The organism is Deinococcus radiopugnans ATCC 19172, assembly GCF_006335125.1.
GTDB lineage: Bacteria > Deinococcota > Deinococci > Deinococcales > Deinococcaceae > Deinococcus > Deinococcus radiopugnans.
This window is the reverse complement of the sequence record NZ_VDMO01000001.1, coordinates 26105-45405: the sequence shown is the minus strand read 5'-3', so window position 1 is coordinate 45405 and position 19301 is coordinate 26105. Positions and strand designations below refer to the sequence as shown.

At 69.5% G+C, this 19301-nt stretch carries 16 protein-coding genes; 4 read left to right on the top strand and 12 right to left on the bottom strand.

Annotated features, from left to right (window positions below; translation table 11 throughout):
* Positions 1 to 10: 10 nt before the first annotated feature.
* The 4 genes from FHR04_RS00195 to FHR04_RS00180 form a co-directional block, all read right to left on the bottom strand.
* Positions 11 to 1438: a hypothetical protein gene (locus FHR04_RS00195; protein ID WP_139399741.1), complete on the bottom strand. Its 1428-nt coding sequence runs from the start codon at positions 1436 to 1438 to the stop codon at positions 11 to 13.
* A 72-nt stretch (positions 1439 to 1510) separates the two neighbouring features.
* Positions 1511 to 1993: a hypothetical protein gene (locus tag FHR04_RS00190; RefSeq protein ID WP_139399739.1), complete on the bottom strand. Its 483-nt coding sequence runs from the start codon at positions 1991 to 1993 to the stop codon at positions 1511 to 1513.
* Positions 1994 to 2121: 128 nt separating this feature from the next.
* Positions 2122 to 2442, bottom strand: coding sequence for an AzlD domain-containing protein (locus FHR04_RS00185; protein WP_139399737.1), 321 nt, complete (start codon positions 2440 to 2442; stop codon positions 2122 to 2124).
* On the bottom strand, positions 2439 to 3146 hold the full coding sequence (locus tag FHR04_RS00180; protein ID WP_139399735.1) for an AzlC family ABC transporter permease: 708 nt from the start codon (positions 3144 to 3146) through the stop codon (positions 2439 to 2441). The genes FHR04_RS00185 and FHR04_RS00180 overlap by 4 nt, the downstream gene beginning before the upstream one ends.
* A gap of 164 nt (positions 3147 to 3310) precedes the next feature.
* Between FHR04_RS00180 and rsgA the strand changes: the two genes are divergently transcribed.
* Positions 3311 to 4303, top strand: a complete 993-nt coding sequence (rsgA, locus tag FHR04_RS00175; protein ID WP_139399733.1) for a ribosome small subunit-dependent GTPase A — start codon at positions 3311 to 3313, stop codon at positions 4301 to 4303.
* A gap of 142 nt (positions 4304 to 4445) precedes the next feature.
* On the opposite strand, the gene FHR04_RS00170 is transcribed toward rsgA, so the two are convergent.
* Positions 4446 to 6206 carry an ABC transporter ATP-binding protein gene (locus tag FHR04_RS00170; protein WP_139399731.1) on the bottom strand — a complete coding sequence of 587 codons (1761 nt, stop codon included), beginning with the start codon at positions 6204 to 6206 and terminating at the stop codon, positions 4446 to 4448.
* Positions 6207 to 6644: 438 nt separating this feature from the next.
* Between FHR04_RS00170 and FHR04_RS00165 the strand changes: the two genes are divergently transcribed.
* On the top strand, positions 6645 to 7712 hold the full coding sequence (locus tag FHR04_RS00165) for a tyrosine-type recombinase/integrase (RefSeq protein WP_139399729.1): 1068 nt from the start codon (positions 6645 to 6647) through the stop codon (positions 7710 to 7712).
* Between the two features lie 208 nt (positions 7713 to 7920).
* Here FHR04_RS00165 and FHR04_RS00160 read toward each other — a convergent pair whose 3' ends face one another.
* A complete protein-coding gene (locus FHR04_RS00160) occupies positions 7921 to 10623 on the bottom strand; it encodes an ATP-binding protein (RefSeq protein ID WP_139399728.1) in 2703 nt (900 codons plus the stop codon).
* A gap of 184 nt (positions 10624 to 10807) precedes the next feature.
* Between FHR04_RS00160 and FHR04_RS00155 the strand changes: the two genes are divergently transcribed.
* Positions 10808 to 11641 (top strand): dienelactone hydrolase family protein, encoded by an 834-nt coding sequence (locus tag FHR04_RS00155; RefSeq protein WP_170213789.1) that lies wholly within the window; start codon positions 10808 to 10810, stop codon positions 11639 to 11641.
* A gap of 6 nt (positions 11642 to 11647) precedes the next feature.
* Positions 11648 to 12211 carry a RidA family protein gene (locus FHR04_RS00150; protein ID WP_139399724.1) on the top strand — a complete coding sequence of 188 codons (564 nt, stop codon included), beginning with the start codon at positions 11648 to 11650 and terminating at the stop codon, positions 12209 to 12211.
* Between the two features lie 21 nt (positions 12212 to 12232).
* Here FHR04_RS00150 and FHR04_RS00145 read toward each other — a convergent pair whose 3' ends face one another.
* The 6 genes from FHR04_RS00145 to FHR04_RS00120 form a co-directional block, all read right to left on the bottom strand.
* Entirely contained in the window at positions 12233 to 12979 is a 747-nt protein-coding gene (locus tag FHR04_RS00145) for a DUF1175 family protein (protein ID WP_139399722.1), read from the bottom strand.
* A gap of 197 nt (positions 12980 to 13176) precedes the next feature.
* Positions 13177 to 14343, bottom strand: a complete 1167-nt coding sequence (locus FHR04_RS00140) for an anhydro-N-acetylmuramic acid kinase (protein ID WP_139399720.1) — start codon at positions 14341 to 14343, stop codon at positions 13177 to 13179.
* A 185-nt stretch (positions 14344 to 14528) separates the two neighbouring features.
* On the bottom strand, positions 14529 to 15176 hold the full coding sequence (locus tag FHR04_RS00135) for a class I SAM-dependent methyltransferase (protein ID WP_139399718.1): 648 nt from the start codon (positions 15174 to 15176) through the stop codon (positions 14529 to 14531).
* Positions 15177 to 15299: 123 nt separating this feature from the next.
* Positions 15300 to 16421, bottom strand: a complete 1122-nt coding sequence (locus FHR04_RS00130) for an ABC transporter permease (protein WP_139399716.1) — start codon at positions 16419 to 16421, stop codon at positions 15300 to 15302.
* Positions 16418 to 17389 carry an ABC transporter permease gene (locus FHR04_RS00125; RefSeq protein ID WP_139399714.1) on the bottom strand — a complete coding sequence of 324 codons (972 nt, stop codon included), beginning with the start codon at positions 17387 to 17389 and terminating at the stop codon, positions 16418 to 16420. The genes FHR04_RS00130 and FHR04_RS00125 overlap by 4 nt, the downstream gene beginning before the upstream one ends.
* A 131-nt stretch (positions 17390 to 17520) precedes the next feature.
* Entirely contained in the window at positions 17521 to 19263 is a 1743-nt protein-coding gene (locus tag FHR04_RS00120; protein ID WP_139399712.1) for an ABC transporter substrate-binding protein, read from the bottom strand.
* Between the last annotated feature and the right edge of the window lie 38 nt (positions 19264 to 19301).

Below are 19301 nucleotides of genomic sequence, written 5' to 3'. Positions count from 1 at the left end.
GGGCTCCCGGTCAGGGCGCCTGCACGGTGAACGACAGCTGAAAGGCAGGCAAGCGCTCGCCGGGATGGTCCCTGAAGTTCAGCATCGGCAGCTGAAAGTACGTCGCGTTGGGGGTGGCCCCAGCGGCCAGACCCGGACCGGCCAGCGTGCCCGCGTAGATGGCGGGGAACAGGTTCACGTAATGCACGCCGGGCTGCCCGGGGGCCTTGAGATGAATGGTCACGTCGCCCCGGCTGTTGAAGGCGCAGCCGTAACCGAGAAAGCTGTTGTCCAGCAGCAGGGTGTAGATGTTGGCGGTCTCGGTCCAGCCGACGCCTTTCATGGTGACCGTAATGTCTCCGCCCGGCGCCACCACCCGGGGCGCAACTTCCGCCACGCTCGGCGTGATGGTGTACTGGACGCTGACGCGGCCGGCCGGCGTGTCGGCGCTGATGTCGTGCGCCCCGCCCAGGTCGTCGGGGGTCAGCCACAGCAGCTCGAAGCGGCCCTGGGCGTCGCTGGTCACGCTGGGCAGGGGGCGCTGCTGGGTTTCCCAGCCCTGGCCGGAAATGCGGTTCCCGGTCACGCTGCTCCAGCTCAGGGCCACCGGCTGGTTCGCGGCGAACCCCTCACCGCGAATCACCACCGGGCTGCCCACCGGGCCGTCCAGATGGTCGGTCCACAGGTGCGGGGTGCTCCCGGAAGCTGGGGCAGGACGGGACGTGCGCGCCAGGCCCTGCCCGGCGGCAGGCGGACTGGGCACCGCGGCGCCCGGCGTGACCGTGAACGTCTGGCTGAGGACCGTGGGCACCAGCGGCAGGTAAATGGGAGCCTGCTGCTGGTTCAGATACGGCACCGGGTGCGTGCCGGACAGCACCTGAAGCACGTTCAGGCCGGTGCCCGTCGCCGGAATCACCGCCGTGGCCGTCCCCTTGGTCGTGATGGCCGATAGCCAGCCGGTGTGCTTGCCCTCGTACAGCAGGTGCCACACGCTTTCCCAGAAGCGGTAGCCCACGCCGGTCAGCTTCACGGTAATGGGCGTTCCTGCCGGACCCGAGGTCGGGCTGAGGCTCAATTCCGGCACCACCGTGAGACCCTGCCGGGCCGCCTCCTCGCCGCCGCGCTCCAGTTTGACGTTGTGAACGTAGCCGTAGTCCTCGGGTACCGTCCAGGTAAAGACCGCCCTCCCCGCCGCGTCCGAACGCACCTGCTGCAGGGTTCGCCGGGTTTCCGGCGCGGTGATGCCGCCAAACTTGCCGTCGGCGGCCACCCATTGCGCGTCGCCGCTGTACCACACCAGATCGTAGGTGCTGTCCGGCGCGAGGTCCTCGGCCTCGGCCTGAACCGTGCTGCCCACCGTGGCGCCCGGCACGTTGAAGGTCAGGGTGCCGGCGGCGGCCAGCGACGCGGTGGCCAGGGCCAGCAGGGCGGACAGCACCCGCGCGGAACGGTTCATCATGACGGCTCCTCGGCATGGGAGAGAGCGTGACGCCGCCGGCCACCTCGGCGGGGGCCTGCGGCATGGGGCAACCTACTTGGTGGTGGCGGGCTTGGCCGCGATGGTCAGCACCGCGAGGCCGACGTCCTGCCCGATGGGCTGGAAAGTGGCCGTGTTGCCCGCCTTGTCCCTGACGGTCACGGTCCATTTCAGCGTGCCGGTGGGCGTCTTGCTGGTCGTCTGCCAGCCGCCCGCCCAGAACAGGTCCATCTTCCCGTTCGAGCCGTGAGGCACGTAGTTCAGCGTCGCCTTGGCCCCGTTGTCGAGACTCGCCGTGAGCACCAGGCCCGCCGCCTTGACCTGGGCCTCGGTGAGTTCCTTGCCGGTGGTGGTGTCGAAGACCTTGGCCCGCCACACCACCTGCTCGCCCGGATAGAACACGCTGTTGGCGACACAGACCGCCCCCTGTGCTCCGGGCGCCCCGCGCACCACGTCCGCCTGCACGAAATACTTGGGGGCCGCCTGGGCCACGCCCACCAGCGCCATCACGGAAACCGCCGTCCACAGTCGTCGCATACAGACCTCCGGGGAGTGAGATCGTCCATCTTACCAGAACGGCCCGGCCCGTTGTTGTGGGTCCCTGTGCGCGGATGCGGGCCACTGCCCCCCCATGACCCTCCGCCCGTCAGGCGCCGCTGCGCGGCTCAGCGCCAGCCCAGGGCCTGAAACGCCAGCAGCAGCCCCAGCCCGCTGGCCAGGGTCCACAGCACGTCGCGTGTTTTCCAGGCCACCGCCGCCGCGAGCAGGCCGGCCGCCAGCCGTGGACCACCCGGATCGAACGCGCCCGTCGACGGCGCGTACAGCAGTTCGGGCGCAATCAGCGCGGCCAGCACGGCGGCAGGCACCAGACCCAGCGACGCGGTCACGCTCTGCGGCCAGGGCCGGTCACGCAGCAGCACCAGCACCGACGCGCGCAGCAGCAGGCTGCCGGCCCCGACGCCCAGAATCAGCAGCCAGATGATCACGGCCGGCGGCCCAGCACACGCTGCGCGAGCAGCCCCGCCGCGACGCCGCACAGGGCACCCAGCATCAGGTTCAGGCGGAACGGCAGGCCGTGCGCCGCCACGGCCACCAGCGCGGAGACCACCGCGGCCAGCAGTTGCGGGCGACTCCTCAGCACCGGTGCCAGCAGCGCGATGAAGCTGAGCGGCACGGCGAAGTCCAACGGCCAGTCGGCGGGAATCCGCGCGCCCAGCAGCGCGCCGACTGCCGTGCCCACCTGCCAGGTCAGCCACATCAGCGTGGCGGCCCCGGCGTAGTACGCGGCCGGGTTCGTCTCGGCCGCGGGGCGGCCCAGCGCCACCGCGTACGACTGGTCGGTCAGGCCGTAGGCCAGCGGCCAGCGCCGCGCGGCCGACACGCCGGCCAGCAGCGGGCGGATCGAGGCCGAGTACATAGCAAAGCGCAGGTTCACGACCAGGGTGGCCAGCACAATCAGGACGACCGGCGTGTGGGCGGCGAACAGCTGCGACGCGATCAGCTGGGCCGACCCCGCGTACCCGATTACGGAGAAGGCCATCGACTGCAGGGGAGAGAATCCGGCCTGAACCGCCGCGATGCCCGCCACCATGCCGAAGGGCACCACGCCCGGAATCAGCGGCACAAAGGCGCGCAGCCCCCTCCAGAACGCGGGAGGCAGCCGGGAGGACCCTGAGGTCAGGTCCGTCATGGCCTGCGCCCCAGCCCGGCGCGCCCGGTGCTCACGTGTCCGGTCTCCCAACGTCGGTTCAGTCCGGATTCAAGCATGACCGCATTTGACACGACACAATGGGGGCATGAACCACTCTGAACTACACATCACCGGAACGTGTGCCCGCCGGGCCGGAAGCCGTCATGTCGTCTGAACTGCGGGCGCTGGGCTGGGGCGACGACTTCGAGCAGGCCTTCGAGGCGTACGTCGCCCCGCTGTCATCCGAGGAGCGTGCCCGCCTCACCCCGGTACGCGTCGTCGGAGTGCAGCGCCAGACGTTTGGCGTGCGCGGCCTGCACGGCGAGGAGGAGGCCCGGCTGGCGGGCGCGTCGCGGCACGCGGGCACCCTCACGCCCGCCATCGGGGACTGGTGCGTGCTGGACAGGGCCGCCGACGGCGCCGGGCGCATTCTGGCCGTGCTGCCCCGGCGCACCACCTTTGCGCGGGCGCTGGGGGCGTCGGAGGACACGCGGCGGTCCCAGGCGCTGCGGCAACAGGTGATCGCGGCCAATGTCGATCTCGTCCTGATCGTCACCGCGCCCGACGCGGACTTCGATCTGGAACGGCTGGAACGCTACGTGCAGGCCGTGCAGCAGAGTGGGGCGCGGCCCGTGCTGGTGCTCAACAAGGCTGATCTGCACGCGGACACGGGGTGGTGGGTCCGGCAGCTCGGCACGCTGGGGCCAGGGCTGGAAATCCACGTCACCCTGGCCGAGAGCGGCCAGGGTCTGGAGGGGCTGCGGGCGCTGCTGACCAAGGGGGTCACGCTGGCGCTGATCGGCTCGTCAGGGGTGGGCAAATCCACCCTGACCAACGCGCTGCTGGGCCGAGCCGCCGCCCCCACCGGGGAGGTGCGGGCCAGCGACCAGCAGGGCAGACACACCACGACCAGCCGCACGCTGTATCTGGTGCCTGGTGGGGGGCTGCTGATCGACAATCCGGGGCTGCGCGACATCGCGGTGTGGGACGCCGACGCCGGCGATTTTGGGGAACTGGAGGCGCTGGCCGCGCAGTGCCGCTATCGCAAGTGCACCCATACCACCGAACCCGGCTGCGCGGTGCAGGCGGCGGTGCGGGCCGGCGAGGTCTCCGCGGCGCGGCTGGCCGCCTTCCAGGGGCGGCGCACGCGGCGCTGAGGCTGTGGCCGCCCGGTGCTGCCGTGCGCTGGGAGGGTTCAGCCTCCAGGTCCGGGAAAGGGCGCGAACCGCCAATCAGGGTGGCGCAGGGTCAGCGCGGTCCAGAATCAGGGCGGCGCAGTGCAGGCTGGAGCACCAGCCCTCACACTCGCTCGGGCTGCCCCGGCGTCTGCGCGCGTTCCAGCGCCGCGTACCGGCCATTTCTGGCGCGCAACACGGCGGGCGGACCATCTTCCACGATCACGCCGCCCTCCAGAACCACCACCCGGTCGGCGCTGCGGGCCAGCGACAGCCGGTGCGTCACGATCAGCGCACTTCGCCCCTGCATGGCCTCCTCCAGCGCCCGCACGATCAGCGCCTCGGACTCGGCGTCCACGGCGCTGGTCGGCTCGTCGAGCAGCAGCACGGCCGGATCGGCAAGCAGCACGCGGGCAATGGCCAGCCGCTGGCGCTGCCCGCCCGAGAGCCGCACGCCGCGCTCACCCACCACCGTGTTCAGGCCCTGGGGCAGCGCCGCGACAAAAGAGGCCGCGCCGGCCCGCTCCAGGGCCAGGTCCACCTCCTGCGGTGTGGCGGCGGGGCGGGCGTAACGCACGTTCTCCAGCACCGTGTCGTAGAACAGGAAGGTCTCCTGCGGCATCACGGCGGCGGCGCGGCGCAGCGAGGGCAGGGTCAGGTCCCGCACGTCGTGGCCGTCCAGGGTGACGCGCCCGGCCTGGGGATCGTACACGCGGGTCAGCAGCCCGATCAGGGTGCTCTTGCCCGCTCCCGACTCGCCCAGCAGCGCCACCCGCTCGCCGGCACCCACCCGCAGGTTCAACCCGCGCAGCACCGGCTGGGCTGGATCGTAGCCGAACGTGACGTCCTCGAACGCAATCTCGCCGCGCACTGGCCGGGGCAGCGCCACGGCGTCCGGACGCTGCAGCACCGTCACCGGGGCGTCCAGCACCTCGAAAATGCGCCGCCCGCTGGCCTCGGCGCGCTGCAACAGGTCATTGAGACTGACCAGATCGTCGATGGGGCCGTAGAAGTACCGTCCGTAGCCGCGGTACGCCAGCAGGCCGCCCAGCGTGAACTGCCCGCGCGCAATCAGCACCACCCCGCCGCCCAGCATCAGGATGTTGCCGAAGTTGGCGATGAAACGCACCAGCGGGAAGGCCCGGTTGCGGATCACCACCGCCTTCATGCCCTCGTCGTACAGGGCCTGGCCGATGGCGGCCACCTTGCGGGCCTCGGCGTCCTCGCGGGCGAAGCCCTGCACCACCCGGATGCCCGAGAGCCGGTCCGCCACGGTGGCCGACAGGTCCCCCAGGCGGGTACGGGCGGCGCGGTACGCCGGGCGCACGGTCTGGTTGTAGCGGGCCAGCAGCAGGGCCACGGCGATCATGGGCAGCACCACCACCGCCCCCAGCAGGGGTTGCAGCGCGAGAAAGATGACGATGACGCCCGTCAGGCGCAGCGCGTTGCCCAGCACGGTGTTGATGCCGCGCAGCAGCACGTCCTGAATGCCGTCCACGTCCGCCGTCACGCGGGCCAGCAGATCGCCGGTGCGCTGCTCTCCGAAGTACGCTGCCGACTGTCCCGCGAGCTTCTCGTACAGCTGCAGCCGCAGGTCCAGCGTGAGCTGTTGCCCGGTGCGCTCCAGCAGCAGGCCCTGGAAGGCCGACAGCAGTTGTTGGAGGGCATAGACGCCGACCAGCAGCGCCAGTTGCCACGCGACGAAGGTCCAGTCCCGCCGCGCCAAACCGACGTCGATCACCCGGCCCCACACTAGCGGCGGGTACAGTTCAGCCGCGACGCTGCCCACCAGCAGCAGCATGCCCAGGCCGAGGGTGGCGCGGTACGGCCACAACAGACGGTACAGGCGGCGAATCACGGAGGGGGACGGTGGGGTGGTGGGCATGGCGCTACCTCTGCGGGTCAGCCCAGGTTGAAGACTCCGGCCCCGCGCGGGGCCAGCATACGCGCTCCGATCAGGATGACCCGTGAGCGGCAGTACACAGCAGGTTTCAGGGCGGAGCGCTCTTCGGCGCCCGCCGTGGGCCGCACCATATATAGATATATAGGGGTGTCACTGCTGCTCGCGTCCGCCCAGCGCGACGGATCATATTTTTCTCGGCCACGGGTGCGGTGACGGTTTCCCGCTCGGCTTCCCGCTTGGCTCAAAGGTGGCGGGATGTCGGACCCACCGGTTTCCCCCTTCACTGCTGAGATTCGGTGACAGACCTCTGTCCCAGTGGGCGGCGGGTGTGTCGGAGCTGGGACACCCACTGTATCTGCCGTGGCGTCGAAGATTGGGCTTACTGTTGCTTAGTGTTATAAGCAACAGTAACATGATTGAGTGACTGATCTTGTCCTGGCCTCTCCCTGGAGCCACACCGCCGCCCGGCGCAGTCAGGCGATGCAGGCGGTCCAGGCTCGGGACGTGGCCGCCCTGTGCGGGTTGGTGACGTATCACGTTCGCCTCAAGGGGGTGGCCGGCTCCGACACCAGTGACCGAACGCTGCGCAACTACCATCTGGCGATTCGCGACTTTCTGGCGTGGTGCTGGAGCGGGGCGCAGACCCTGGCCCTCAACCAGCTGACCAGCGAGCACGTCGAGCAGTACCTGCTGCACCTGCGCACCCGGCCGCGCCGTCCGCGCACCGCGCACGAGTCGCCAGGCACCGCCCGCCTGTCCGCCGACAGCGCCCGCACCTACCTGTATGGGGTGCGGGCCCTGACCCGCGCGCTGGTCTGGGCCGGGGTGCTGGACGAGGACCCCACGCGTGAGGTGCGCGCCCCCAGGACCCGTACGGCGGCCCATGAGCGCAAGGGGGCGCTGCCCACCCCGCTGCTGGGCGAATTGCTGGCGCTGCCCCAGGCCCTGGGCCATCCCCCCGAGCGGCAGGCCCGGGACCTGGCCATTCTGGTGCTGGGCGCGCGGCTGGGCCTGCGACTCGACGAGATGGTGCGGCTGGATGTGGGGGATCTCGACCTGCGCGCGGCCCGGTTGCGGGTCCGGCACGGCAAGGGGCGCAAGGCGCGCACCGTCGACATTCCGCCGGGCACGCTGGCGATCCTGAGCCGCTGGCTGACGGCCCGCGCCGCCCTAGTGCCACACGGTCCAGCAGACCACGGGGCGCTGCTGGTGTCCTTCCAGCCGGCGGCCCGCCACGGGCGGCTCTCGAACCGTGGGCTGTACAGCGTGGTTTCGGCTTACGGGCGGCTGCTGGGACTGGACGAAACCCTGCGCGGGGTGCACGCGCTGCGCCGCACGGCGGGCACGCGACTGTACCGCGCCACCAAAGACCTGCACGTCGTTGCCGATGTACTGGGCCACGCGTCTATCGCCACCTCGGCGGTCTACGCCAAGCTGGACAGGAACACCCGCCGGGCCGCGCTGGTGGCCGCGGAAGAGGTCGAGTGAGCGTTCCTGCGGTGCGCCGCTGACCCCTGACCACGCTGAGCCGTCACACCAGGCGCCCTCCCATCCGTCTGCCACGACGTGGGCCACGGCTCGTGGCGCCAGCCGTCACAGAAAAATCGGACCACGCGCCGGCACCGCAGTCCGGGGCCGGGTCCGCAGTGGGGGCCAGCCCAGACTGCGGCTGCGTCGGTGGCCGCCGGGACAGCCCTCAGCCCGTTTCAGCGGCCATGGCCGGCAGGGTCAGGAAGAAGGTGGTGCCCTCGCCCGGCGTGCTTTCCAGCCAGACCTCGCCGCCGTGCCGCTGGGCAATCTTGCGCGTGATCGACAGGCCGATGCCGTTGCCCTCATACTGCTCGCGCCCGTGCAGGCGCTGAAAAATGGTGAAGATACGCTCGTAGAATTCCGGCGCGATGCCAATGCCGTTGTCCGACACCGAGAAGCGGATGAACGCTCCGTCGTGCGCCGCGCTCACCCTGATCAGCGGGGGGCGGGCCGGATCACTGAATTTCAGGGCGTTGCCGATCAGGTTCTGGAACACCTGCCGCAGTTGCGAGACGTCGCCCAGCACGGCGGGCAGCCGGTCCACCCGCACCTGCGCGCCGGTCCGCTCGATCTGCGCATGCAGGTCGCCCACCACCTGCGCCAGCACGGTGCCGGTGTCCACCGGCACCAGCGTCTCGGCCCCGCTGGTCACGCGCGCAAAGGCCAGCAGGTCCTGCAGCAGCTGGGCCATGCGCCCGGTGCCCTCGTTGATCAGGCGGACGTAGGTCTCGGCCCGGGGGTCCAGCTGGCCGCTGTACTTGCTGGTCAGCAGCTGCGAGAAACTGGTGATGGTGCGCAGCGGCTCTTGCAGGTCGTGCGACGCGACGTAAGCAAACTGTTCGAGTTCGGCGTTGCTGCGCTGCAGGGCCTCGTTGGCGCGCTCGATGCGGCGCTGCGCTTCCAGGCGTTCGGTGACGTCCAGCGACACGCCCACCACCTCCGTCACCGCGCCCCGGCTGTCTTTGACCGGAATGAACCAGCTTTCCAGCGACACCCCAGTGCTCGCGAAATGCGTCAGGTCGTGGGCCACCTCGCCGGCCAGCGCCTGCGCCAGCCGCCGTCCCTCGCGCAGGTCCGGCTCGCGGGCGAACAGGGCCGTGGCCGAATGGCCCACCGCCTGACCGGGCCGCAGCCCGAGCTGCGTCAGCAGACGTCCCTCCGAGAGCGTGAAGACCCCCTGGGCATCGGTGACGAACAGCAGAATCGGCGCGTTCTCGGCGGCCACCCGCAGGTAGTGCTGGGTCTGGTCCAGGGCGCGCTGCACCTCCGAACGCTCCAGCGCCAGCCCCAGACTGCGGACCACCGTCTCCAGCACCGCCCGGTCGGACTCGCTCCACGCCCGCACGTCAAACAGCGGCACGTTGAAGACCCCGCGCACCTCGCCGTTCACCAGGACCGGCAGGGTGGCCACGGCATTGACGTGACTGACCGCCCTGGCCGGTGTGTCGGCCCCCTGCGGGTACACGTCCTGGTAAAACGGCGCGCGCGTGCGCTGCGGAATGTCCAGCGTGGGGGTCTGGCCGGCGGGCAGCCCCGCGTCGATCACCGCCTGCAACTCTGCGCTGCCCACGTCACCGGTCAGCCGGGTGGCGTGCCAGCGCCCGTCCTGGATTTCCCAGAAGGCCGCGTAGCCGGGGGGCAGCAGCGACAGCACCGTGGCCTCGGCCCGCTCGATCAGGCCGTAGGGGTCGGCGCTCAGGGACAGGTCCCGGGTCAGCTCGGCGAAGGCCTCCAGCGCCGCCGTGCGGGCGGCCAGGGTGGTGCGTTCCTGTGCCAGCTGCCGCAGATGTTCGGTGCGCTCCAGCGTCAGCCCCAGCCCGCGCGTCACCGCCCGCACGATGGCCCGCTCACGCTCACTCCAGGCGCGGGCCTCGGCGGTGCCCACCGCGAACAGACTGTGCAGCGTCTCACCGATCATCAGCGGCACCAGCGCCACCGCGCCGTACGACTCGGTGCTGGGCAGGCTGTTGGCGCCGGCGTCCCAGCCGTCGGCGAACACGGCGGCGCGCGTGCGGGCGGCCTCGGCGAAGTTGGCGGCGTCCAGCGGCACCCCCGCCCGGATCTGCTGCATGACCTCGTCAGAAACGTCGCTGGACCACGCCCGCGCCTTCCACAGCGGGCCGTCGAGTTCGTAGTACGCGGCGCTGACGTGCGACAGACTGGTGCGCAGCACGTGAATCGCCTGCTGGGCCAGCGCCACCACGTCGCGCTCGGCCCCGATCGACTCCTTGTACGCCACGAAGGCGTCGAGGGCCGCGCCCTCCTCCTGCAGCGCCCGGTTCTGCGCCTCCAGCTCGGCGGTGCGGGCCGCCACCCGCGCCTCCAGCTCGCTGAGCAGCTGCACGCGGCCCAGCGCGGTGGCGCCCTGCGCGGCCAGGATTCGCAGAAAAGACTGCTGTTCGGACCTGAAGACGTGCGCTTCCCGAAACTCCACGAGCAGCGTGCCGATGCCCTGCCCGTCCAGCACCAGCGGCAGCGCGGCGCAGGCCGACAGGGGGATGGGCCGCGCCGCGAGATGCGGGTAGGCGTGGGTCAGTTCGGCAGGGGTGCTGAAGTACAGCGCTTCGCGGCGCCGTACGGCGTCACCGGCGGGCGAGGGATGGCCTGGGACGCCATGCCAGCGTGGTTGAGCGTCCGCCCCCTCTCCCCGGTGGGCGATCACTTTCAGCTCTCCGGCCTGCGGTTGCCCGTCTGCAACAAGCAGCGCGATGGTGGCCGACACCGCGCCCAGGGCACCCACCACCGACGCGAGGATGCTGCCGCAGACCGCCTCGGCAGACGAGGCGCCCGCAAGCTGTTCGGAAACGGCCTGCAAGTCTGCTGCCAGAGAGGAAAACGGCGTGCTGGCCGCCGGGGCCGGATGAACCATTCCTCAAGATAGCTTAAAGGCAAGCCGGGAGACGTGATGAATCAGGTGTGGTGGCACAGGATGCAGCAGCGGGACAATGGGCCGCCGTCCGCCTCCGCCGTTCAGGCCAGGACCACGCTTGACAGCGCCATACGGCCCTCCTACGATGCCCCATGATCCCCGTCCATTTCGCCCGGTGGCCCGCGTGAGTCTGACACCCCCGGCAGACGGCGAGGCCTTCCCCACCCTGCTGACCCGGCACCTGTGTTTTCCGGTCCAGGCCCTCGACGGAACGACGGTGCAGATTGGTGGCCGCCTGCAACTGCCGGTCGGGGCGGACGGGCCAGGACCAGCGGTCGTGATCGCGCACGGCTCCAACGGCATCGACTCGCGCGGGCAGGCGCACGCGCTGGACCTGAACCGCGCGGGTGTCACCACGCTGGAACTCGACATGTTTGGCGCGCGTGGCCTGGCGGGCGGCGCGGCGGGCCGGCCAGCGGCGGCGCACGAAAACCTGCCGGATGTCTTTGGGGCCTTCGCGGTGCTGGCCGCACACCCGCAGGTGGACGCCCGCCGCATCGGCCTGCTGGGTTTTTCCTGGGGCGGCGTGGTGACCCTGCTGGGCGCCACCCGGCAGGCCCGTGACCTGTACCTGCCCGCAGGCCAGCAGTTCGCCGCCCACGCGGCCTTCTACCCGGCGTGCTGGATCTACAACACTGTTCCTGGGTACGCCCTGCGCGGGCTGACCGGGGCCAGCGTCCTGGTGCTGGTGGGAGGACAGGACCGCTACGACGACCCTGGCGAGGAGGACCGCGAGCTGATCGCCGGTCTGGACCCCGTGGACCGCGCCCATATCCGGACCGTCGTGTACCCCGGCGCCGAACACGGATTCAACATGTTCGAGGCCCCGTATACCTACCACGATCCTTTTGTGCACCGGGGCCGCGGCGGCGAGGGCTTGTCGGCCCCCCATCCGGCGGCCAGGGCCGCCGCCCGCCTCGAAGTGGTCCAGTTTTTCAGGCAGGCGCTGACCGAATGACGCCCCATGCCTGCCACCCCGCCCACGTGGAACACGCTGGGCTGCCGCAACCGTGTGGGACGGCGCCGAAGTCGGCCCGTGGGTTCCGTGGGCGCTGAGGCCCGCCTGCGCGAACTCGGCCTGAGCCTGCCGCCGGCCGTTCAGCTGCCGGCCGGCGTGGCGCTGCCGTTCGCGATGGTGCGGGTGGTGGGCCTGCGGGCCATCGTGTCCGGCCACGGCCCGCAGGCGCCGGACGGCACGCTGGCCGGGCCGCTGGGCAAGGTGGGCCTGGAGGTCTCGCCGGCCCAGGCCCAGGCCGCCGCGCGGCTGGTGGCGCTGTCGGTGCTGGGCAGCCTGCGCCGCGAACTGGGCAGCCTGGACCGGATCGCCGCCTGGGTGCGGGTTCACGGCATGGTCAACGCCGCGCCCGGATTCACGGCCCTGCCGCAGGTGATCAACGGCTTTTCCGCCGTGGTCCTGGAGGTATTTGGTCCGGACACCGGCCAGCACGCCCGGTCGGCGGTGGGCCTGGCCGAACTGCCCTGGGGCATTCCGGTGGAGGTGGAGGCCGAGGTCCTGCTGCGGCACTGACGCGAGGGCTGGCCGCAGGGCTCAGTCCAGGATCTTCCAGCGGTACACGCCCAGAAAGTTGGGGTTGCTGCCCGCCGGGTGAAAGGCGCGCTCGGCGTAGCGCAGCAGGCTCTGGACGCTCAGCAGCCGCACCTCGCCGCCCTCCTGGGGGCTGGCCCCGGTGTGGTACACCACTCGGCCGTCTCCCAGGTACACCATGCTGTGGTACGAACGCAGGTCGGGCCGGATGAAGATCAGCAGGTCACCGCGTCTGGCCCGCGCCAGGTCCCGCGAGACCCGGACCATCGAGTACGTCGAGAGGTACTGGACGGTGGTGCGTCCCACCAGTTTTCCGGCCTGGATGTCGCCCGACTGGTACGCCCCGCCGGCCACCCGAAACACCGAGCGGCTGACCACCGGCAGCGGGTAGCTGAACGCCTGCACCGGGCCGAGACGGGGGCGGGGCAGGAATTTGAACCGGGCGAACCACGCCGCGTCGTGCGGCATCAGCGCGTTGACAAAGGCGTAGCGCAGCAGGCCGCCGCAGTCGCGGTCCTCGGGTTTCCAGTCGGCGTTCATCCCGTAGTACTGGCTCTCGGCCACGGCGGCGAACCAGTCGGCGAAGTTGGCGCGGTCCTGGCCCACCAGTTCGGCGGCGTCCGGATAGCCGTCGCGGTCCCGGTCCGCCGCGCCGGGGGTGCGCAGCGGAGCGGCCGACTGCGATACGCCTGCGCCCGGCAGGAGGCAGGCCAGCAGGCACAGAGCGCACCGGATGAGCTGCCGCGTCATGGGTCCAGTATCGGCCCAGGTTCAGCGCAGCGGGTGAGCGAACACCATCCTTCGGTGGGAGCACGGCACCTGATCAGGAGTTTGGTTGAACAGGGATGAAAGGGAGAAACGGACGGTGACAGGGCGGAGTGGACGTCGCGGATGCGCCGGAGTCCTCAGGACCACTCATCCGCACGGACGCGCCGCGACGCCGGCAGTCAGCCCCCCTCCCCCACCGGGCGCGACAGCTTCCCGGCGATCACCGCGTGCCGCGCCCCGGTGGTGTGCGGCAGCGTATTTTGCCAGCCCTGATACGCGTAATACCCCAGAAGAGCGAAGGCGGCGGCTTCCCTGGCGCTGGAGTTCCAGCCGCGTTCCTCGAAGGTCAGCACCGGGATGGGGGCCAGGGCGGCCCGCAGCTGCGCCATGAACGTCGGGTTGTAGGCGCCGCCGCCCGCCACCACGATTTCGTCGAGACCACGCGGGACGATGAACCGCGCGTAGGCATCGGCCACGGTCTGGACGCTGAAGGCGGTCACGGTGGCGGCAATATCGCGGGCATTCAGCTCGAAGACGCCCGGCAGGCGCTGCAGGTTCCAGCGCTCGCGGCCGGTGGACTTGGGCGGCGGCGCGGCCAGATAGGCGTCGTTGCGCCACGCGGTCACCAGGGAGTCAGCCACATGCCCGCTGGCCCCCATGCGCCCGCCGTCGTCGAAGCGCCCCCCGAACAGTTCGGCGGCCTCGTCGATTAAGGCGTTGGCCGGGCCGGTGTCGAAGGCGATCACCCCCGCCTCGTCCAGTCCGGGCAGGTACGTCAGGTTGCTGATGCCCCCCAGGTTGTGAACCGCGCGGCGCACCCCCGCCTCGGCGTACATCAAGCGGTCCGCGAAGGGCACCAGCGGCGCACCCTGGCCCCCGGCCACCATGTCGGGGGCGCGGAAATCGGAGACCACCGGTTTGCCGGTGCGCTCCACGATCACCGACGCCTCGCCAATCTGCAGCGTGGAGCGGGTGTGCCAGCCGCGCGCCTCATCCGGCGCAGGAATGTGGTGGACTGTCTGGCCGTGGCTGGCGATCAGGTCCGCGTCGGCCGAGAGTTCGGCGGCGGCCTCGGCCAGCGCCTCGCCCAGCCAGACATTCAGCTGGGTGATCTCGCTGGTCCTCGCCTCGTCGCGGCTGGCGGCCAGCAGCGCGGCGCGCAGGTCATCGGCAAAGGGGGTAAAGCGATGTTCCAGCACGGTGGCGCGCGGCGCTGGCCCCACCAGTGCGGGTGGGCGGCCCCCCCCACCCACGGCGGGCCAGCCGGGAAGCTCGATCAGCACGGCGTCGATGCCGTCCACGCTGGTGCCGTTCATCAGGCCCAGCAGGCGGGGGGCGCGGGTCATGGTCGCCTGCCAGACCCACGGGACACCCGGCCCCGGACGCGGTGAACGGAACTGGCCTCGCCGAACCGCCCACACGACTCTTCCAAACGGTGTTCCATAGGCCGTCACTATAGACCACTTCCATACCAGAATCGGACCACCACAGGTGGGTGGTTGCCGTCAGGCGCCGGAGTGGGCCAGGCCCGTCACGGCGCCGCGTAAGCCTGTAGATACGCCCAGCCGTTGCCCTGCCGGCCCACGCGCCGCAGGCCAGCCGCTGCCGCCCAGCGGTCCACGGTGCGGGGCCGCACGTATTCCGGGCCGAAAAATTCCTCGCCGACAATGATCCGGCCTCCGGGGCGCAACACCCGCAGGCATTCGCGCAGGGCAGCCACAGGCGTGGGCGTTTCGGTCAGCACCGAGATCAGCACCACGGCGTCCAGACTGCCGGACGCGCAGGGCAGGGCCGCCACGTCGCCCTGCCGCAGCGTCAGATTGCCGAGCCCCGCCGTTCGGGCCGCCGTCTGGGCCAGGTAGCGGGGCTCAATGTCCAGCGCAGTCAGGTGGGCACAGCGTTCGGCCAGGGCGCGGGTGAACAGCCCTGACCCGCAGCCAGCTTCCAGGACGTGATCGTCAGGGCGCAGGGCACAGGCCCCGGCCAGCCGCACAGGATCGCGGTAGCGCCGCCGCCAGGGGTTTTCCAGCAGCCACGCCCAGCCATAGGGAATGGGGCGCGGACGGCGCCGAACCCATACGCGCAGGGCAACCTGCACCACGACAAAACCACCCAGGCCACTCAGCAGGGCGCGGCGTGCCCAGCGGGCCAGGATCCGGGCGCGGGCGGACTGCACCATGTCTTTGCCTCCTGAGCCGAGAGAAAACGTTGGTGCGGGATGCCGGGGCGGGGACGAAAAAACCGCCCTTTCAGGCGGTGATGGGAAAAATATAGCGCGGTATGCGCGGGGCGTCAACTCTATTCAGCGGCTCTGGGTGTCCGCCGCATCTCTCAGGGCGTCTCCCATGAAATTAAAAGCCAGCACCGACAGCACGATCATCACGCCGGGCAGCAGCAGCCAGGGATACAGGTTGAGGGTCTCGAAATTCTGCGCGTCCTTCAGCAGCAGCCCCCAGCTGGTCATGGGTTCCTTGATGCCCAGGCCCAGGAAACTCAGCGCGCTCTCGCCCAGGATGTACCCCGGCAGCGCCAGCGTGGCGGTCACGATCAGGAATGAACTCAGGTTGGGCATGATGTGGCGCAGAATGACCCGCAGATCACTGCTGCCGATGGCCCGCGCCGCCTGCACGTAGTCGACGTTGCGGGCGCTGATGACCTGCCCGCGCACCACCCGCGCCAGCCCCGCCCAGCCGATCAGCGCCAGCACGCCGATGATGCCCAGGTACACCCAGGTGCTGGGCCAGCTCGCGGGAATGATGGTGGACAGCGCCAGCAGAATCGGCAGGCGGGGAAAGGACAGCAGCACCTCAATCACGCGCTGGATCAGGTTGTCCACCCAGCCGCCGAAGTACCCGCTGACCCCGCCCAGCACGATGCCTATAGTAAAGCTGATCAGAATCCCAATGAGGCCCACCGTCAGGCTGACTTGAGAGCCGACCAGCATGCGCGAGAACAGGTCACGCCCGAACTTGTCGGTGCCCAGCGGAAAGTAATAGCCGTCCTGCACGCCGAACAGGTGCCACTGACTCCTGAAGACGCCCAGGAAGTTGTAGCGCGATTCCAGCGGATCGTCGCCGCGCACGAAGAACAGGATCGGCTTGGGGTTGGCGGTGTCCGGCGCGAAGGTGGAGCGGAAGGTCACCGGATCGCGGGTCTTCTTGACGCCGTAGACGAAGGGGCGCATCAATTTCCCGTCGTGAACGATGTGTACGGCCTGCGGGCGCTGGAACGGAAAGTCGGCGTGCTGCGCGGTGATCGAGTACGGCGACAGAAACCCGGCCAGCAGCGCCACGAGGTACAGCGCGGCCAGAATCCACGCGCTCCACACGCCCACGCGGTTGCGCCGGAAGCGCCGCAGCGCCAGCGCCAGTGGGGTCTGCCGTTCCGGCCCCTTCACCACGGGAGTTGCAGGAAGGGCCGTCATTCGAACCGGATCCGGGGATCGGCCCAGGCCAGCGCCAGATCCGAGAGCAGGTTGCCGATCAGCAGCAGCAGCGCGCTAAAGAGCAGCAGGGTCATGGCCACGTATTGATCCTTATTGAGCAGGCTGTCGTAGAGGTAGGGCCCGATGGTGGGCAGGTTCAGCACGATGGAGGCGATGATGGTGCCGCTGATCAACGTGGGCAGGCTCAGGCCCGCCAGGCTGATCAGCGGGTTGACGGCGTTGCGAACCGCGTGCCGCCACAGCACCGCCCGCCCGGCCAGCCCCTTGGCCCGCGCGGTGCGCACGTAATCCTGGTTGATCACGTCCAGCATGGAGGCGCGCATCTGGCGCATCAGGCCCGCCACCCCTTCCAGGCCGATGGCAATCATGGGAATCCACAGGTGGTTCAGCAGATCCAGCACCTTGGGCCAGCTCCACGGCTCCCCGATGTACTGCGGGCTGAACAGTCCGCCCACGTTGGTGCCGCCCGCGCCCAGCACCAGGGCAATCAGCAGCAGCGCCACCAGAAAGTCGGGGATGGCGAGGCTGATGTAGCCCAGGAAATTGGTGATGGTGGCGCCCAGTCCATAGCGGTTCAGCGCCGTGTAGATGCCCAGCGGAATGGCGATCAGCCACGACACGATCAGCGTCAGGACGGCCAGAAACACCGTCCAGCCCAGCCGTTCCCAGATCAGCTCGGCCACCGGCCGCCCGTTGGCGAAGGAATAGCCGAAATCGCCGTGCAACACGATGCCCTTGATCCAGCTCAGGTACTGCACCCACAGCGGCTGATCGAGGCCCAGCTGTCGGGTGATGGTGGCGACGGTTTCCTTGGTCACGCGCGGGTCTTCCAGGTACTGATCCAGAAAGCTGCCGGGTTGCAGCTGAATGACGACAAAACACACCACGCTGATCAGCAGCAGCGTGGGCACCATGCCGAGGATGCGGCGCAGGGCGTAGCTCAGCATGGTGGGTGGGCCGTGAGGGGGGGACGGGGGTCAGGAACGCGGGGTAACAGCAACGGGGGACACTCCATTCTTTTGCAGCGGCGGGGCGGACGGGGCGGGGCACGCGCAGGGCCTCTCCCCCGTCCGCCGCCTCACTTCAGGTAGATCAACGTGTTGGTGTTGTAGGTGGGAATCGGGCCGAGGTTGTAGATGAAATTGCCCACTTTGTTGTTCACGGCCGCCAGGTTGTCAGCCTTGGCCACCATGATCACCGGCAGGTTCTTGGAAAACAGGGCCTGCCACTCGCCGTACAGCGCGCGGCGCTTGATCGGGTCGACGACGGTGGCCCCCTGCTCGAAGATGTCCCAGATCCGCTTTTCCCAGGGCTGCATGCTGGCGAAAACCGGCTTGCCGTCCGCGCCACGCGCCGACATGTGCCAGTAGTTCAGCGGCTGGCCGGGCTGCCAGATTTCCCGCCTCAGCTGCGGATCCGGCTGATCGCCGAACGCGTACAGCATCGCCTCGTAGTTGCCCGCCTGCCCGGTCGACAGCATGTTCGCCACCAGCAGGCCCTTGAGGTTCACTTTCACCCCGATGCTCTTCAGATCGTTCTGGAAGATGGTGGCGATGGGCGGGTACACCGTGCTGTCGGTGGCGTAGGTCAGGTCGAACTCCAGGTTCTTGCCGCCCGGCAGATTGCGAATGCCGTCGCCGTTGGTGTCCTTGAGGCCCAGCAGATCGAGTTTCTGGCCCGCCGCCTTCAGATCGAACTTGCCCAGGGCACCTCTGGTGTTCACGTAGAACTCGCTGATGGGGGCCACGCCGTGACCGGGCAGGGTCGCCACCGTGTTGAACACGTCGTCGATGATGCGCTGACGGTTGACCGCAAACTGCATGGCCTGCCGGAAGCGCAGGTCACGGAAGACCTTGGCGAGCGCCGGATCCTTGGCGTCGAAATTGAAGGCGATGTGCGGGGGGCTGCCGAACAGCGCCTTGCTGCGCACCACCTTGAACGGCGCGCCGGCCAGCTCTTTTTGCTTCAGGTCTGGAAACTGCGCCCCGGTGATGTTCACCTGATCCACGTTGCCGGCCAGGAACTGCGCCACCTGCGCCTGTGGGTCGCGGATAATCAGGTATTCCAGCCGGTTCAGGTATGGCAACCGGGTGCCCTTGGCGTCCACCTTCCAGTAGTCGGGGTTCTTGACCAGACTGATCTTTTGCCCGGCCACGTAGCCCGCGAACTTGAAGGGGCCGGTGCCGATCACCTCGGTGGCCTTGTCGGTGCCCCACATCTTCATGTAGTCGGCGGGGTTTTTCAGCGGGTCGATCTTCTCGAAGACGTGCTTGGGCAGGATGAACGTCCTCAGCGGCTGGGTAAAGGCCCCCGCCGCCTGCTTGAGGGTCATGCGCACCGTGGAGGCGTCCACCTTCTCCACCTTGACCGGCTCGCCGCCGAAGCTCAGGTTCGGAATCTGGTTGGCACGGACGCCAGGGTTCAGGATGATGTTGTTGTAGGAAAACACCACGTCGTCCGCGCTGAAGGGCACGCCGTCGTGCCATTTGACGCCCTTGCGGATCTTGAACGTCCACACCTTGCCGTCCTTGCTGGTCGTCCACGACTCCGCCAGACCCGGCTCCAGCTTGTACGTCGCCAGGTTGTACTCCACCAGACTTTCCAGCACGTTGTTCAGCACGGTGTACGTGTTGTTGTCGATCGCGCCGTAGTAGTTGAAGGTCTGGGGGCTGTCGCTCAGCGGCAGGGTATACGTCCCGCCGACTTTGCCGGGCACGACGCCCAGGCTGCCCAGGTCACCTCCCATGGTCTTGGCGGCCAGAGCAGGAGTGGACAGCAGGGCGAGACTGAGGGCCAGCAGAGCAGCGGGGCGTGATGTCATGAATCCTCCGGGACAGGTGGGGGCGCGTGGCGCCAGGA